The sequence below is a fragment of the Nitratireductor mangrovi genome, from assembly GCF_007922615.2.
Classification (GTDB): domain Bacteria; phylum Pseudomonadota; class Alphaproteobacteria; order Rhizobiales; family Rhizobiaceae; genus Mangrovimarina; species Mangrovimarina mangrovi.
Window position 1 is genome coordinate 2,304,290 of the sequence record NZ_CP042301.2, and the last position, 15,089, is coordinate 2,319,378.

Below are 15,089 nucleotides of genomic sequence, written 5' to 3' on the forward strand. Positions count from 1 at the left end.
GCTCGATGGCGTCATCGAGGATCCCGTCGGCATGCAAGGCTCCGGCCTTGGCGACTGGACCGGGCCGTTCACATGAGGGCCGGACGGCGACGCCTTCAAGCACCGGGAACTTCTCGACGCGAAAGCCCTGCTCTTCGGCCGGCGCACCTATGACGCCTTCGCCGCCGTCTGGCCCGAGGTCGACGACGAGGCCGGTTATGCCAGGCGCATGAACGCGTTGCCCAAATACGTCGCCTCGCGCACCCTCGAGAAGGCCCGCTGGCACAATACGCTCGGCCGCGGCATCAGGCTGTTTCCCGATGGCTTGGCAACAACGCTGTCGCTCGCCGAATGCCGCCCGTTCGGCGACGGCATCGTGCTCTTGCGCTACCTTTCGCGCCCGCGCTGAGCCCTTTTTCGCGACGGCCGAACCGCCCCCCGCGCGTCGACGGCTCCGAACTGTTGCCATGACGACACGCAGGCCGCCGCGTGTCACGCCACGTGCCCAGCCGCGCGGCACGGGGGATGACACCGGCCCCGGCCATCGCCTACAAATTGCTTCCGTCTGCCCGCGCCAGCCGGGCGCTCCACGAGGCCATCGATGCTGCGAACCCGATTCCTCGCGCTCGCCGCGATCCTGCTGCTGCCCTTCGCGCCGGCCCCGGCACGCGCCGAGCCGGCGGCCGAGGTCGCCGCGCCTTCGGTGGTGGCGACGGTGCGCGGCCTCGCGGCGACCGATCTGCTCAACATCCGCGCCACCGCCTCGCCTTTCGGCCTCGTGCTTGGCCGCCTGCCCAACGGCACCGAGGTTCGGCGCTTCGAGTGCGGCAACTTCAAGGGTTACGACTGGTGCAAGATCGTGGCGCTCGACGCCGACGGCCTGACCGGCTGGACGCCGGCGCGCTACCTCTTCGTCTCCGAGGAAGACGCCGCCGCCGCGCGCGAGGCGGCCGGCAACGCCAACCTGCCCGCCGACACGACAGAGGAGGCTCCAGCCGAAGAGGCGACGCTGGCCTCCGCCGACAACGAGCCTGGCCGGGACACGGCGGACGAGGTGCCACCGGCCACAGAGGAGAAAAACGCCGGCGGCAAGCCGGTGGACGCGGCCTCCGGTTCGATCCTGGTCTCGGCGCTGGAAGCGCGTCTTGCCACCGACGGCGCCCTTGCCTTCCACGGCCGGCGCGAGCGCGAGAAGCTGGAGGCGGCGGAAACCGCGCTGCTGGTCGCCATGGCCGCCCCCGGGAACCCGCTTGCCGGCGCCGTCTTCACGCCCGGCGACGAGACCGTAGCGCCGGCGCCCGTGCCCGATCCGGAAGCCACGCTGTCCGCCGACCTTGTCGTACTGCCGAGCCCGTCGCCGCGCCGCCCCGCAGCGCCCATCGAAGCGCCGCAGCCCGCCGAGGAACCGGCGGCTGGCGAAAGTGCGCCGGCCGAGGACGCGGTCGCCACCGCGCCCGTGGAGGACACCGAAGACCCCGCCAAATCCGCCCCGCAGATCATGGCCCTGGCGGCGGCAGCCGAGCTTCCCGCCCCGCAACCCGACACACCGTCCGGACCGGTGGCCGGCGATCTCGTGCCGGCCGAGGAGACGGCGGCCGGCGGCCTGCCGATCCTTTCCGCGGCGCCGCCGCCCGAGATCGACCCGGTGGTCGTCGGCAAGGCCGACCCTTCGCCCGTCGTTTATGACGACATCGCCGAGGTGCCGTGCGCGCGCTATTTCGGCCAGCCCATGACCACCTGCAAGGTCGGCATCGTGCGCCGCGGCGACGGCGCCGCCGACGTCACCGTTTTGTGGTTCGACGGCGGCGCGCGCACCATCCGCTTCCGCGACGGCAAGCCGCAAGGCTCCGACGCCCGCGCCGAGCTGCGCTATTCGCGCGAGGCAACGCTCAACATGATCCGCGTCGGCGAATATGAGCGCTTCGAAATCCGGGACGACGTCGCCTTCGGCGGCTGAGACGCCGCGGGCCGCCCGATCTGATCAGCGCCTGGCCGCTTCCACAAAGGCGGGCGCTGACCGCAGCAGCGCTTCGGCCTCACCGACCATGCGCGCCAGGATATCGCCCGCCGGTTCGCGCCGCGCAACCAGGCCGACCCCTTCCCCGACGATGACGGCAGCGGTGTCGAAATCGCCCCTGGCCGCAGCCTCGGCGTAGCGCTGGCGCGCCGCCGCCCCCTCGCCTCTCAAACCATCGATGTCGCCCGCCCAGCGGTCGGAAAAGCCGTTGCGCAACGTCCTGATGTTCCAGCCGTCGGGCCAGTCGAGCCCGCGGGCGATGTCGAACACCGAACTGCGCAGCGTATCGTCGCCCGACGCGGCGGTGGCGACCGCCTTCGCGCCCTCGGGCGACAGCGCCTCGTCGCTGGCAAAAAACGCCGTCCCGCACAAAACCCCGGCGGCCCCCAGCATCAACGCCGCCGCGAGCCCGCGGCCGTCGGCAATACCGCCCGCCGCGACCACCGGCACCGCGCCGGCGATATCCACCACCGCCGGCACCAGCGGCAAGGTCGCCCGGCGGCCGCCATGGCCGCCCGCCTCGGTGCCTTGTGCCACGATGACATCGGCGCCCTCACCGAGCGCCGCGCGCGCCTGCTCCACCGTCTGCACCTGAAGGAAGGTGCGGCATTGACACCAAAACCTGTCAGGAACCTGATCTAACCTGCCGACACCGGTTTTTGAATTTGCTAGGTAGGCAGCTATGAACCTGTTCATGGCAGCCGGAGTTGATCTCCCCTCCTCGGGCAACGGCGGCAAGCGCGCGGCAACGCGCGTGGCCCATGTGCCGCTGTTTGTCGCCAAGGCCCTTGACGATGCGCTTGCCAAAAAGGCGCTTGCGCCTGCGGACGAGCAGGTTGCCCGCGCGGAACGTTATGCGCGCAACATCAAGAGCGAGGCGTTTCAGAAGCAGAAGGAAACCGCCGTTCGCAACGCCTTCTTCGACGACATCCTGAAGGGCGTTCTCGGCTATCGGGATTTCTCCGGCGATTCGGAATACAGCCTCGTCTACGAGCATCCCCTGCGCGGCAAGGCGGTGGATGCCGCGCTCGGCCGTTTTTTCCCAACCGGCGAAGGAAACCGTATCTTCGCGCCCTTCGAGATGAAGGGTCCCGACACGCCCGATCTCGACAAGATCATGCCGGGGCGCGGCATAAGCCCGGTTCAGCAGGCGTGGGACTACGCGGCGGACGTGCCGGGGGCCAAATGGGTTCTGGTCTCCAACTGCCTGGAAATCCGCCTTTACCGATTCGGGCGCGGTCGCGAGAACTACGAGCGTTTCGACCTGTCGCGCCTTGACGAGCCGGGCCAGCTCAAGCGGCTGCTGCTTCTGTTGGAGGCGAGGCGCTTTCTTGAGGGCGAAGCCGAGGAATTGCTCCGCTCGTCGGACGCGGCCCTCAAGGAAGTCACCGATGATCTTTATGACGAGTATGGCCAGCTTCGCGGTGAACTTGTCGCCTTCCTGAAGGACTCGGCCGACGGCCCGAAGCTGGATCATTTTCAGGCGATCGAGACGGCGCAGAAGCTGCTCGACCGGGTCATCTTCATCGCCTTTGCCTCGGGCAACGGCATGCTGCCCAAGACGATCTTCCAGCGCGCGGTGAGTCAGAAGAACGATTTCGATCCCCAGCCTGTCTGGCAGAACGTAAACCGTGTCTTTCGCTGGGTGGACAAGGGCAATCCCAGCTCGAATCCGCAAAACGATGTCTGGCCCTACAATGGTGGGCTGTTTGCCGAAGACCCCGTGGCCGATTCCGTGGTTCTACCCGATCATCTGGCCGAGCAGATGGCCGGTCTGCTCGAATGGGACTATGGGCAGGAAGTCTCGGTCAATGTCCTCGGCCACATCTTCGAGCAGTCGATCAGCGACATCGAGAAGCTGCGCGGCGACCAGCCTGCCGTTTCGAAACGCAAGCGCGAAGGCGTCATCTATACGCCCGACCACATTACCCGCTTTCTGGCCGACCACACGATAGGCCGCACGCTTCGCGAGATGTTCGACCGCCTGCTCAAGGAAAAGGCGGGTCTGGACGGACCAGACGAAGAAGGCGAATACGCTTGGACAGAGGAGCAGGAGCGCTCTGTCTGGACGGCCTATCTGGACGAACTCCGCGGCCTCACGATTGTCGACCCAGCCTGCGGCTCCGGCGCTTTCCTGATCGCGGCCTTCGACCTTCTCGCAGCCGAATATCGCCGCGTCACGCAGCGCCTCGACGATCTCGAAGTCGAGACGGATTTCGACGTCTACGACGAAATCCTGTCTAGGAACCTTTACGGCGTCGATCTCAACGTAGAATCGGCCGAGATCACCCGCCTCGCCCTATGGCTGAAGACCGCACGCCGTCAGCACCGGCTCGCCAAACTCGACGAGACGATCCGCGACGGCAACAGCCTGATCGACGACCCAAAAGCCGAGGACCGGCCGTTCGACTGGAAGACAGCCTTCCCGGATATCTTCGCCAACGGCGGTTTCGACATCGTCATCGGCAACCCGCCCTATGTCCGTATGGAGCATCTCAAGCCGGTCAAGCCGTGGCTGGCGAAGCACTACAAGGTCGCCGACGAACGCACCGACCTGTCCGCCTATTTCTTCGAGAAGGGCGTGTCGCTGCTCAAACCCGGCGGCCGCCTCGGTTTTATCTCCACGTCGAGCTTCTTCCGCGCCGGTTATGGCGAGAAGTTGCGCCTGCTCCTGTCGGAATATACCGACATAGAGGCGGTCATCGACTTCGGCGACGTGCAGATATTCGAGGGCGTGACGACCTATCCGGCCATCGTGACGGCGAGAAAGAAGGCCGGGATCGGTGTCCCGGACGCGCAAAGCGGCAGCCTTTCCTATCTCAATATCGGCGACACGCTGCCGCCCGACCTTGGCCAGACATTCACCGAGAAGGCGGCCGCCATGCCGCGCGCGCGACTCGGCGGTCGCTCGTGGCAATTCGAGGACGACGCGCTCGCCGCCCTGCGCGCCAAGATCGTCAACGGCAGAAAGACGCTCGGCGAGGTCTATGGCGCGCCGCTTTACGGCATCAAGACCGGCCTCAACGAGGCTTTCGTCATCGACACGCCGACGCGCGACCGGCTGGTGGCGGCTGACCCGAAGTCGGCAGAACTGCTCAAGCCCTTCCTCAAGGGCGAGAACATCAAGCGCTGGCAGGTCGAGCCGGAAGGGCTGTGGCTCATCAACACCCCCAGGGGCAAGGTGGACATCGAAGCATATCCCGCGATCCGCGACTGGCTGCTGCCGTTCAGGGACAGGCTGGAAGCCCGCGCGACGAAGCAGGAATGGTGGGAGTTGCAACAGGCGCAACTGGCGTATCAGCCGAAACTTGCGGAGCCCAAGATTTCATATCCGCATTTTCAGAATGAGCGAATGTTCTCACTCGAACTGACCGGCGCGTTCTCAAATGATAAATCGTACTTTGTGCCGTCAGATGACCAGCAATTGCTCGCGTTCCTGAATTCTCGCCTTGCCTGGTGGTACCTTACCGCTATTTCACCAGCTGTGCGCAACGGTTGGCATGAAATGCGCGTTCAGTATGTCGAGACGCTTCCGATAGTCTCATGGGACGAAAGACTTAAAGCGTTGTCAGCAGATGCCTCGCGGCTTGCAGGAGCGCGATTGAGTTGTGAGCTTGCATTCACTCACCGCTTCCTCACTGACCTCGCCGCCCCCGGCTCCAAACTCTCCCGCAAGCTGGAGAACTTCCACGAACTCGACTTCAACGAGTTCCGCGCCGAGGTGAAGCGGGCGTTGAAGGCGGAGATCCCGGTCAAGGAGCGCGCCGGCTGGGAGGCGCTGCATGCGGAGGCCAGCGCCGAGGTCAACCGCCTGACGGCCGGGATCGAAGCCGCCGAGCGTGAAATCGACCGTCTCGTCTACAAGGCGTTCGACCTCACGCCCGACGAAATCGAACTGCTGGAAAAGTCTCTGGAAGGGCAGGTTTGAAACCCGTAAATTTACTGGGTACCTGCGTCCATGGGTACGGCGGCACTTGCCCGCACCGCAAGGGGTTCCCTACCCGCCTTCCTTCCCCTATAGAGCGCGCCTAGCCTGACATTCCGAAGATCGTCGCGCGGGGCCTTCTCCCCTTGTGGGAGAAGGTGGCTGAGCGCGGCGAAGTCGGATGAGGGGTAACGCAACCAACGGATGCCTCCATGCCCAAACGCACCGACATCAAATCCATCCTGGTCATCGGTGCGGGGCCGATCGTTATCGGCCAGGCCTGCGAGTTCGACTATTCCGGCACCCAGGCGATCAAGGCGCTGAAGGCGGAGGGTTACCGCGTCATCCTGGTCAACTCCAACCCGGCCACCATCATGACCGACCCGGAGCTTGCCGACGCCACCTATGTCGAGCCGATCACGCCCGAGGTCGTCGCCAAGATCATCGCCAAGGAGCGCCCCGACGCGCTGCTTCCCACCATGGGCGGACAGACCGCGCTCAACACCGCGCTTTCGCTGCGCCGGATGGGCGTGCTCGAGCGCTACGAGGTCGAGATGATCGGCGCCAATGCCGAGGCGATCGACAAGGCCGAGGACCGCGCCCTGTTCCGCGAGGCGATGGCCGCGATCGGCCTGGAGACGCCGCGCTCCATGCTCGCCAACGCCACCGAAGTGAAGAACACCGACCGCCAGAAGCACGAGGCCGAGCGCGCCGAACTGCGCGGCAAGTTCTCCGGCGACGAACTCGATACCGCCCTCGACGAACTCGAAAACCGCTGGAACCTCGGCGAGGGCGACCGCAAGCAGCGTTACATGACGCATGCCATGGCTGTCGCCGCCACCGCGCTCGACCATGTCGGCCTGCCGGCGATCATCCGCCCGTCCTTCACGCTCGGCGGCACCGGCGGCGGCATCGCCTTCAACCGCTCCGAGTTCTTCGAGATCGTCGAGCGCGGCCTCGACGCCTCGCCCACCACCGAGGTGCTGATCGAGGAGTCGGTGCTGGGCTGGAAGGAGTTCGAGATGGAGGTGGTCCGCGACAAGGCGGACAACTGCATCATCATCTGCTCGATCGAGAACATCGACCCGATGGGCGTCCACACCGGCGATTCCATCACCGTCGCCCCGGCGCTCACCCTCACCGACAAGGAATACCAGGTGATGCGCAACGCCTCGATCGCCGTCCTGCGCGAGATCGGGGTCGAGACCGGCGGCTCCAACGTCCAGTTCGCGGTCAATCCCGAAAACGGCCGCATGGTCGTCATTGAGATGAACCCGCGCGTGTCGCGCTCCTCCGCGCTCGCCTCGAAGGCGACCGGCTTCCCGATCGCCAAGGTCGCGGCCAAGCTCGCCGTCGGCTACACGCTCGACGAGCTCGAAAACGACATCACCGGCGGCGCCACGCCGGCCTCCTTCGAGCCCTCGATCGATTATGTGGTCACCAAGATCCCGCGCTTCGCCTTCGAGAAGTTCCCGGGCGCCGAGCCGGTTCTGTCCACCGCCATGAAGTCGGTCGGCGAGGTCATGGCGATCGGCCGCACCTTCGCCGAATCGCTGCAGAAGGCCCTGCGCGGCCTCGAGAACGGCCTCACCGGCCTCGACGAGATCGAGATCCCCGGCCTCGGCCAGGGCGACGACCGCAACGCCATCCGCGCCGCCCTCGGCCGGCCGACGCCCGACCGGCTCAGGATGGTCGCGCAGGCCATGCGCCTCGGCACCTCGCTCGCCGACATCCACGCCATGTGCGCCATCGATCCCTGGTTCCTCGACCAGATCGCCGCGATCCTCGCCATGGAGGACCGCGTCCGCGAGCACGGCATGCCGCCGGACGCCGACAATTTCCGCATGCTCAAGGCGATGGGCTTTTCAGATGCCCGCCTCGCCTCGCTTGTGAGGAAAGACGCCGAAGACGTTCAGAAGGCACGCCATTCCCTCGGCGTCCATCCCGTCTACAAGCGCATCGACACCTGCGCGGCCGAGTTCGCCTCGCCGACCGCCTACATGTATTCCACCTACGAGACGCCGTTCGCCGGAAAGCTCGCCGACGAGGCCCGCGTCTCGTCGCGCGACAAGGTCGTCATCCTCGGCGGCGGCCCCAACCGCATCGGCCAGGGCATCGAGTTCGACTATTGCTGCTGCCATGCCGCCTTCGCGCTCGCCGAGGCCGGTTATGAATCGATCATGGTCAACTGCAACCCGGAGACGGTCTCGACCGACTACGACACCTCCGACCGGCTCTATTTCGAGCCGCTGACGGCCGAGGACGTGCTCGAGATCATGCGCGCCGAACAGGCGGCCGGCCGCCTTGCCGGCGTCATCGTCCAGTTCGGCGGCCAGACGCCGCTGAAGCTCGCCGAGGCGCTGGAGCGCGCCGGCATCCCGATCCTCGGCACCGCGCCCGACATGATCGACCTCGCCGAGGACCGCGACCGCTTCCAGAAGCTCCTGACGAAACTCGGCCTCAAGCAGCCGAAGAACGGCATCGCCTTTTCGGTCGAGCAGGCCCGCCTCGTCGCCGGCGAACTCGGCTTCCCGCTGGTCGTGCGCCCCTCCTACGTGCTTGGCGGCCGCGCCATGCAGATCATCCACGAGGAGGGCCAGCTGCAGTCCTACCTGCTCGACACCGTGCCCGGCCTGGTGCCGGAGGACATCAAGCAGAAATACCCCAACGACAAGACCGGCCAGATCAACACCCTGCTCGGCAAGAACCCGCTTCTGTTCGACACCTATCTGTCGGGCGCGATCGAGGTCGATGTCGACTGCCTGTCCGACGGTGCGGCAACGCATGTCGCCGGCATCATGGAGCATATCGAGGAGGCCGGCATCCATTCCGGCGATTCGGCCTGCTCGCTGCCGGTCCATTCGCTCTCGGCCGACACCGTCGCCGAACTCGAGCGCCAGACGGCGGCGCTCGCCAGGGCGCTCCATGTCGGCGGGCTGATGAACGTGCAATATGCCGTCAAGGACGGCGAGATCTTCGTGCTCGAGGTCAACCCGCGCGCCTCGCGCACCGTGCCGTTCGTGGCCAAGACCATCGGCCGGCCGATCGCCAAGATCGCCGCCCGCATCATGGCCGGCGAGACGCTGGAAAAGACCTTTTCCGCCTATGGCGGCAAGCCCGACGCAGCACTCTCGCATGTCGCGGTCAAGGAGGCGGTGTTCCCCTTCGCCCGCTTCCCCGGCGTCGACATCCTGCTCGGCCCCGAGATGAAGTCGACCGGCGAGGTCATGGGGCTCGACCGCGACTTCGCGCTCGCCTTCGCCAAGGCGCAGCTCGGCGCCGGCGTCGACCTGCCGCGTTCCGGCACGCTCTTCGTCTCGGTGCGCGATGCCGACAAGCCCGGCGTGCTGCCCGCCGTCCGCCGCCTCGCCGAACTCGGCTTCCGCGTGCTCGCCACCGGCGGCACCCAGCGCTACCTCGCCGAAAACGGCATCGCGGCGGAGAAGATCAACAAGGTGCTGGAGGGCCGCCCGCATATCGAGGACGCCATCCGCAACCGCCAGGTCCAGCTCGTCTTCAACACCACCGACGGCCAGAAGGCGGTGTCGGACTCAAAGTCGCTGCGCCGCGCCACCCTGATGCAGAAGGTGCCCTACTACACCACCATGGCCGGTGCCGAGGCTGTCGCCGAGGCCATCGCCGCGCTCAAGGCCGGCTCGCTGGAGGTGCGGAAACTGCAGGATTATTTCTGAGCCTCAGCGCTCCGATCCTCCCCCGTTCACGGGGGGTGAGAATGCGGTCGCCGAAGGCGATCGATCGACAACGATTTGTCGATCGAAGCGACGAACGCCCGGAGCCCGAGCGGGGGCCAGGACCACGAAGTGGTGGAGGGGGCGCAGGCCTGAAGCCACCCCCTAGAACGTCACCACCGCCTTGCCGCCGAGCGACCACAGAAGGTCGTCGCCGAAGCTTGCCGTATAGCCGACCGGGTTGGGGATGCCGCCGGGCAGCACCATGGTCGACAGCGTGCCGCCGGTCATCAGCCCCAGCGAGCCGCCGAACGACAGCCGCACATTGTCGCCGGGCGAGATCACCGCCTCCAGCCCCGCCACCCAGGTGTCGGTCTGCGAGGTGAAGCCCTGCGTCGCGCCCTGGTCGTAGGTCAGGCTGGCGGCTAGCGCCACCGTCTCGGAAAGCTGGTGCGCCGCGCCCAGCGTCACCGTCCACGTATCCTTGAAAAGCAGCGTCAGCCCGCTGACGGCGGCCGCCTGCGTGCAGGCCGGCACGCCGACCGGGCACAAGGGCATGTTGTCGGCCACGCTCCAGTCGGTCCATTTCACCCGCCCGAAGGCGAGCCAGCCCGGCGCCACGCCCGACTGCGCCGACAGCGTCACCGACTGCGGCATGGTGATGGCGCCGAACACCGGCAGCGCCGCCCCGAAGGCGGTGAAGGTGCCGGTCATGTCGTAGTCGACGGCCGAATCGTAGATCAGGCTGGCGCGCAGCGCATATTCGGGGATCTCGTAGGCGAAGCCCGCCCGCCACGCCACGCCGCGGTCGGAAACATCGGTCACCGCGGTGATCCCCGGCCCGAAGCCCTGGATCAGCTCGTAGCTCGCCTCCTGCACCGAGATGCCGCCGACCACCGACAGCCGCCCCATGCCCACCTTGGCGCCGGCGGCGCAGGTCAGGCCGTAGTCGCGCGAGGAAAAATGCTGCTCCACCGCCGACGCCGTATAGGTCCATGCCGTGCCGTAATTGGCATGCCCGCCCCAGGGTTCGCGATAGCTCGCCATGCAGCGGAAATTCTCGCCGAGCCGCACCGCCAGGCTGCCGCGCGGCACCGCGAAGGCTTCCGCCTCGCGCGCATTGAGGCTCGGGCCCAGCGTGCCGGTGATGCCGGTCAGCGTGCGCCGCGGCGCCAGGTAGCGCACGCCGGCCTCCGTCGCCACGCCCGCCTCGCTGAACAGGAACTCCCAGTCGCGCTCGCCGGTGTCGTAGCCGCCGGCCGCCGCCGGCCCGGCCGTCATCGCCACGGCACCCGCCGCGACCGCCGCCGCCATCGCCACGCCGCGCGGCAAAATGCCCGCCGCCCGCGCCGCCCGGCGCATTGTCGAAAAGATCATGCCGTCTCGCCCGTCACTTCGACCCCGGTGTGACTTCTGGCACGGCGGGGAGTCAGAGGCAAATTAGGGGGGGGGAATCTCGGCTGCGTAACCTCTCCAAGTGGAACTGGCAGACAGCCACCCAGTCCGTCGTGGGATGTCTTGCAGACAGCGGATAGCTTAGACTAGCATTCGCCTACCATGCCTAATCCGACAAACCATAGACTGCGACAGTTCGTTGATGAATGTGAACCGGTAACTGGCACACTTCCGTTTGTTCATATTACCAATACATATAATTTCAATAATATAACCGCAGAAGACATAATATCCACACGAAAATGTAGTTTTTTCAAGCAAGAATTGATATATCTATTTTACGGACGTCCCTCCTATAGGACTAAGATAGCATCAAAAGATTCGCTGTCTTTCGATTGGCCCGTTGTATTTATAATGGACGAGCAAAAATTACTTTCGCAAATATTTCGAATATTTCCCTTCGATACTGGTGCATTTTTCTCTGGACGGTATAACAATTTTTTCGATAGAGAGAGCAAGATAGACGATTTCGAGTTACCTCCGAGTATCGACTACGTAAGAAAATACATCGGTGCCCTTTATCAGGGCAACTATGAGTATATTACTGGATCTAGTCGAAAAAATGTTAACATATCCATTGATAATTTTGAGGCCGCAGGCCTCTACGAACTCGCCCGCGAACCAGCGAATCCGACTTCGGCGTCGCGCACGCCAGCAGATGAGCGCGCGTCGGCGATAGAAATACAGATGAATCAGCCCATTAAGATCAAGGGATGCCTGACCGGGATCGTCGTACCTGAGCGGTTTTTTGACGTTGAAAAATGGGTTAAATCAATAGAGAGGTGGAACCCGAAATATATTGAAAAGTACTCGATAATTAACACCGCACAACCAGAGTTTTTTGCCGGCCAAGTTTACATGGCAGTAATTAAGATACTGAAAGAATCTGGACACTTAAAATGAGAGTCATGTGCATTTTCGTAACCGATAATAACTATCCGTTGTTTGCTACGCCAATCTTTTCAGACAAAGACGGTGATTTTTTCGTACAAACATCAACGGATGGAACAACTATATCTTCGTTCACCCGAATTGTCCCACCGCAAAAGCATTTTTTACGCATAGAAAAGATAGAGCACGATCAAAGGAACATAGGAGATCCGATTCTTTATTGTCTTGCTCTCGATGAAGGATGGTACTGGCTAGGAACCACGGATAAGCTACGGATGCAAATACGTAGTGAATTATACAAATCAGCTGTAGAAAATTTTCCGTTCTTACGTTTAGAGATTGGAAGGTTACTTGGTGACAGGCAAATGATAACATACGCGAGTTTGGATGGAGCAAGAAAACTAGCTCGAATTTCGACGCCAGTTGCGGAACACTGGCGAATTGGATCGTCTTTCGAAAGGGAGGTCGATCAAGAGGTAACCGGAATAATTCAAGACGGCGCTCAGCGTCGACTTGTTCCGATTCGAATTAGCATTCCGCAGATATGCGTTGACGAACTTGACAGAACTGCGCGAGATAAGAACGTAAAGAGAGCTGAGCTCGTACGAATACTTATAGGAGAATACAGATCAGAGATTTATTCTTTCTCATTTTGGAAGCAATTTGGGGAGTTTACGGATAGATTCTTGAACAAACATTACATCGGCAGAAGGTTTGAAGAAGACCCGGAATTCAGGGAGATAGTTCTTTTCAACAGCGGCGCAACTGAAAGATCTCTTTCAAGAACGTCCTATAGAAAAATTTTGGGATTTTTTTCTTACCGAAGGTCTACTGTGCGAATTAATGGCGATGATCAGATTCTTCTTTTTGAGAATTTTCAGAATCAGGAGCTTTATTTCGCGCACGGAAGCATCGAAGAATTTTATGGGTTCGCGTTTTTATTTCTTGCATCATTAGATGATAAATTCCTCGAAGAGAGGATAATACACCAAAGAAACTTATTCTTTGAGGAATTACGGGCAAATACAGAAGGTGGTGAAGCAAAGAGCAGCCATTAACACCTATCTAAGTTTTCTTATCACTTAGGAAACGACTTCTATCATTATTCGCCTTGTCCTTTGTCGGCTTGTATTTTTGCTTGTCGAAATCGTGGCTCGGCGCCCCCCGGTGCATCGATTTTCGCCGCCCCTCACCCCAACCCTTTGCCCCAACTCACTATTCGCTATTCACTACTCGCTTTTCATCCACGCCCCCGCCAGCGCGGTTAACATCGTCCCACCTTCCGCACGGGAACGCGGGTCGCGAACCGGGCGAGCGTGGCGGAGGCGGTGCCGGACCGGTGGCGTGAAAGGTGACGCTGCTGGGCGATGAGTCCCCAGGTCCGGGCCCCAGGGTGAGATGCGGGGCCGACAGGGTTCCGGTCGCGAGGCCACCGGCTTTGCGAGTGCCGTCTCGAAAGGGCGGCAACGCGCATCTGCACAACCGGGCAAGAACACCGGCGGGGCGCGTGGCAGGCGTCAAACAACAACACGAAGCGAAGGATGGCTGTCATGCGCCCGCTTCCCAAAGGACCAGACGCACTTTGCGGGCGTGGTGGCGATGAAGCATGGACAAAGGAGAGGCGATTTCGTCGCGGCGAATCCTCCCCCGTTTACGGGGGAGGGGGACCACGAAGTGGTGGAGGGGGCGCAAAAGCCCTGGCGGTTCGCTCGATGGCCGAGCCAGTGTCGCCGACACGAGCCGCTGGCGAGGGGGATATGCCCCCTCCACCGCCTGCGGTCCCCCTCCCCCGCTCCGCAGGGGAGGATTCGCGCGGCGATGCCGTACCGACTCGCAAGCGCCAACAAACCCACCCGCGAACCCGGCGTCAGCCGCAAGCCCGAGCGGGCACCCGCGATGCGCAGCGAAGCGGAGCACGCAAAGGAAAGAATCAGCCCGTTGGCCCGCCCCCGCGGAGGCCAGCGAGCCGAGAGGCGAGCGCTCGGCCGCGAGCGCAATAAATCCACCCGTGAGCGATCAATAAAAGGACCCCCAGCCATGAACGCACCGACCCTGCATCCCCGCGACCTGCCGCCCGAAATCCTGTCGGCGCTGGAGGAGGCGCTGAAGATCACCGCCTGGCGCGACGGCGCGCCGAAACGCTGCCCGCGCCGCGCCTGCCGCCGCGACGGCGCCTGCCATCTGAAGCTCGACGCCAACGTCGCCCATGACTGCGGCGGCCACCTGTCGGCGCGCGCCGAATGCAACGCCGTCGACATGCTGACCTTCATTCACCGGCTGGCGACCCGCAACCCGCCGAACCCGGCGCCGGATTTCGAACTGCCGGACTTCAACGCCTTCGACTGAGCGGGGATACCGGCCTGCATGTCGCCATCCCGGGCCGGTGCCGGACCCTTGCGCTCGTCAGCCCGGGCCAGCGCGGCGCGGGCCCGGAATCCATGCCGGGACGGCGCCGCAGCGCGGGCGCTATGACGAAGCGCCGCCCTGGCCAAGGTCGCGCGCCGCCGCCCATTCGGCATAGTCGCGCAGCAGCGCCCCGATGCCCTCCATGGGCGGAAACTTTTCGAAGCTGCGCACCGCGCCGGTCGCCGCGAAAGGCAGTCTTTCCGCTGTGCAGGTCTCCATGAACGGCTCGAAGCCGGCCGGGTCGTCGAGCATGGTCGGTCGTACATTGACGAAATCCATGCCGGCGATGCGGGTGAAGACCCAACTCATGCAGGAGGGGCAGAAATGATGCCGGCTGACCGGCCCGCGCAGCCCGCCGATCACCGCCTCGCCGGCCGTCACGACAAAGCCGTCGGCCGGCACCATCGCCGTCAGCGAATAGGCCGAGCCGGTCATCTTCTGGCAGCCGGTGCAGTGGCAGGCGCTGGTGGCGAGCGGCGACGCCGAAATGCTGAAGCGCAGCCGGCCGCAGCGGCAGCCGCCCTCGCGCGGCAGGTTCCAGTCGGTCATGGGCCTTGTCTCCGGTTCGCGTGCGCCGCGATACCACCAGCGCCGGCGCCCGCCGGCAACCGGGCAGGCCGTCCTGCCCGCTGGGCCAGCGGCGGCCGCATGACCGTGATTGAGGAAAGGAACCCGCTCCCGCGGGCGCGCCGCCGCCGCCTTCCGCAGGGGCCTTCGCGGAAAAACG

10 protein-coding genes are annotated in these 15,089 nt (G+C 63.9%); 7 read left to right on the top strand and 3 right to left on the bottom strand.

Annotation, left to right across the window (positions count from 1 at the left end; all coding sequences use genetic code 11):
- The first annotated feature begins 208 nt into the window (after positions 1 to 208).
- Both FQ775_RS23780 and FQ775_RS11285 read left to right on the top strand, forming a co-directional pair.
- Positions 209 to 388 carry a dihydrofolate reductase family protein gene (locus tag FQ775_RS23780; RefSeq protein ID WP_206064865.1) on the top strand — a complete coding sequence of 60 codons (180 nt, stop codon included), beginning with the start codon at positions 209 to 211 and terminating at the stop codon, positions 386 to 388.
- Positions 389 to 580: 192 nt separating this feature from the next.
- Positions 581 to 1,936, top strand: a complete 1,356-nt coding sequence (locus FQ775_RS11285) for an SH3 domain-containing protein (RefSeq protein WP_146301681.1) — start codon at positions 581 to 583, stop codon at positions 1,934 to 1,936.
- A gap of 24 nt (positions 1,937 to 1,960) precedes the next feature.
- Here the strand turns inward: FQ775_RS11285 and FQ775_RS11290 are convergent, their stop codons facing one another.
- Positions 1,961 to 2,692 (bottom strand): NAD(P)H-dependent flavin oxidoreductase, encoded by a 732-nt coding sequence (locus FQ775_RS11290; RefSeq protein ID WP_146302126.1) that lies wholly within the window; start codon positions 2,690 to 2,692, stop codon positions 1,961 to 1,963.
- Between FQ775_RS11290 and FQ775_RS11295 the strand changes: the two genes are divergently transcribed.
- Both FQ775_RS11295 and carB read left to right on the top strand, forming a co-directional pair.
- Entirely contained in the window at positions 2,691 to 5,924 is a 3,234-nt protein-coding gene (locus FQ775_RS11295; protein ID WP_167812911.1) for an Eco57I restriction-modification methylase domain-containing protein, read from the top strand. The two genes, FQ775_RS11290 and FQ775_RS11295, sit on opposite strands and share 2 nt — an antisense overlap.
- A gap of 209 nt (positions 5,925 to 6,133) precedes the next feature.
- Positions 6,134 to 9,613, top strand: a complete 3,480-nt coding sequence (carB, locus tag FQ775_RS11300; protein WP_146301679.1) for a carbamoyl-phosphate synthase large subunit — start codon at positions 6,134 to 6,136, stop codon at positions 9,611 to 9,613.
- Between the two features lie 162 nt (positions 9,614 to 9,775).
- Here the strand turns inward: carB and FQ775_RS11305 are convergent, their stop codons facing one another.
- Positions 9,776 to 10,987 carry an OmpP1/FadL family transporter gene (locus FQ775_RS11305; RefSeq protein WP_167812913.1) on the bottom strand — a complete coding sequence of 404 codons (1,212 nt, stop codon included), beginning with the start codon at positions 10,985 to 10,987 and terminating at the stop codon, positions 9,776 to 9,778.
- A gap of 432 nt (positions 10,988 to 11,419) precedes the next feature.
- Between FQ775_RS11305 and FQ775_RS11310 the strand changes: the two genes are divergently transcribed.
- From FQ775_RS11310 to FQ775_RS11320, 3 genes are all read left to right on the top strand, one after another.
- Positions 11,420 to 11,968 carry a hypothetical protein gene (locus tag FQ775_RS11310; protein ID WP_167812915.1) on the top strand — a complete coding sequence of 183 codons (549 nt, stop codon included), beginning with the start codon at positions 11,420 to 11,422 and terminating at the stop codon, positions 11,966 to 11,968.
- Complete coding sequence (locus FQ775_RS11315) at positions 11,965 to 13,014, top strand: hypothetical protein (RefSeq protein WP_146298892.1); 1,050 nt, start codon at positions 11,965 to 11,967, stop codon at positions 13,012 to 13,014. Before FQ775_RS11310 ends, FQ775_RS11315 begins: the two co-directional genes overlap by 4 nt.
- Positions 13,015 to 13,993: 979 nt before the next feature.
- Complete coding sequence (locus FQ775_RS11320; protein WP_146298891.1) at positions 13,994 to 14,302, top strand: hypothetical protein; 309 nt, start codon at positions 13,994 to 13,996, stop codon at positions 14,300 to 14,302.
- Positions 14,303 to 14,422: 120 nt separating this feature from the next.
- Here the strand turns inward: FQ775_RS11320 and FQ775_RS11325 are convergent, their stop codons facing one another.
- A complete protein-coding gene (locus tag FQ775_RS11325; RefSeq protein WP_146298890.1) occupies positions 14,423 to 14,911 on the bottom strand; it encodes a GFA family protein in 489 nt (162 codons plus the stop codon).
- Between the last annotated feature and the right edge of the window lie 178 nt (positions 14,912 to 15,089).

Coding starts and splice junctions, on each gene's coding strand:
- FQ775_RS11310 (WP_167812915.1), top strand. CDS start 11,420: ATGGACGAGCAAAAATTACTTTCGCAAATATTTCGAATATTTCCCTTC.
- FQ775_RS11320 (WP_146298891.1), top strand. CDS start 13,994: ATGAACGCACCGACCCTGCATCCCCGCGACCTGCCGCCCGAAATCCTG.
- carB (WP_146301679.1), top strand. CDS start 6,134: ATGCCCAAACGCACCGACATCAAATCCATCCTGGTCATCGGTGCGGGG.
- FQ775_RS11315 (WP_146298892.1), top strand. CDS start 11,965: ATGAGAGTCATGTGCATTTTCGTAACCGATAATAACTATCCGTTGTTT.
- FQ775_RS23780 (WP_206064865.1), top strand. CDS start 209: ATGAACGCGTTGCCCAAATACGTCGCCTCGCGCACCCTCGAGAAGGCC.
- FQ775_RS11290 (WP_146302126.1), bottom strand. CDS start 2,692: ATGAACAGGTTCATAGCTGCCTACCTAGCAAATTCAAAAACCGGTGTC.
- FQ775_RS11295 (WP_167812911.1), top strand. CDS start 2,691: ATGGCAGCCGGAGTTGATCTCCCCTCCTCGGGCAACGGCGGCAAGCGC.
- FQ775_RS11305 (WP_167812913.1), bottom strand. CDS start 10,987: ATGATCTTTTCGACAATGCGCCGGGCGGCGCGGGCGGCGGGCATTTTG.
- FQ775_RS11325 (WP_146298890.1), bottom strand. CDS start 14,911: ATGACCGACTGGAACCTGCCGCGCGAGGGCGGCTGCCGCTGCGGCCGG.
- FQ775_RS11285 (WP_146301681.1), top strand. CDS start 581: ATGCTGCGAACCCGATTCCTCGCGCTCGCCGCGATCCTGCTGCTGCCC.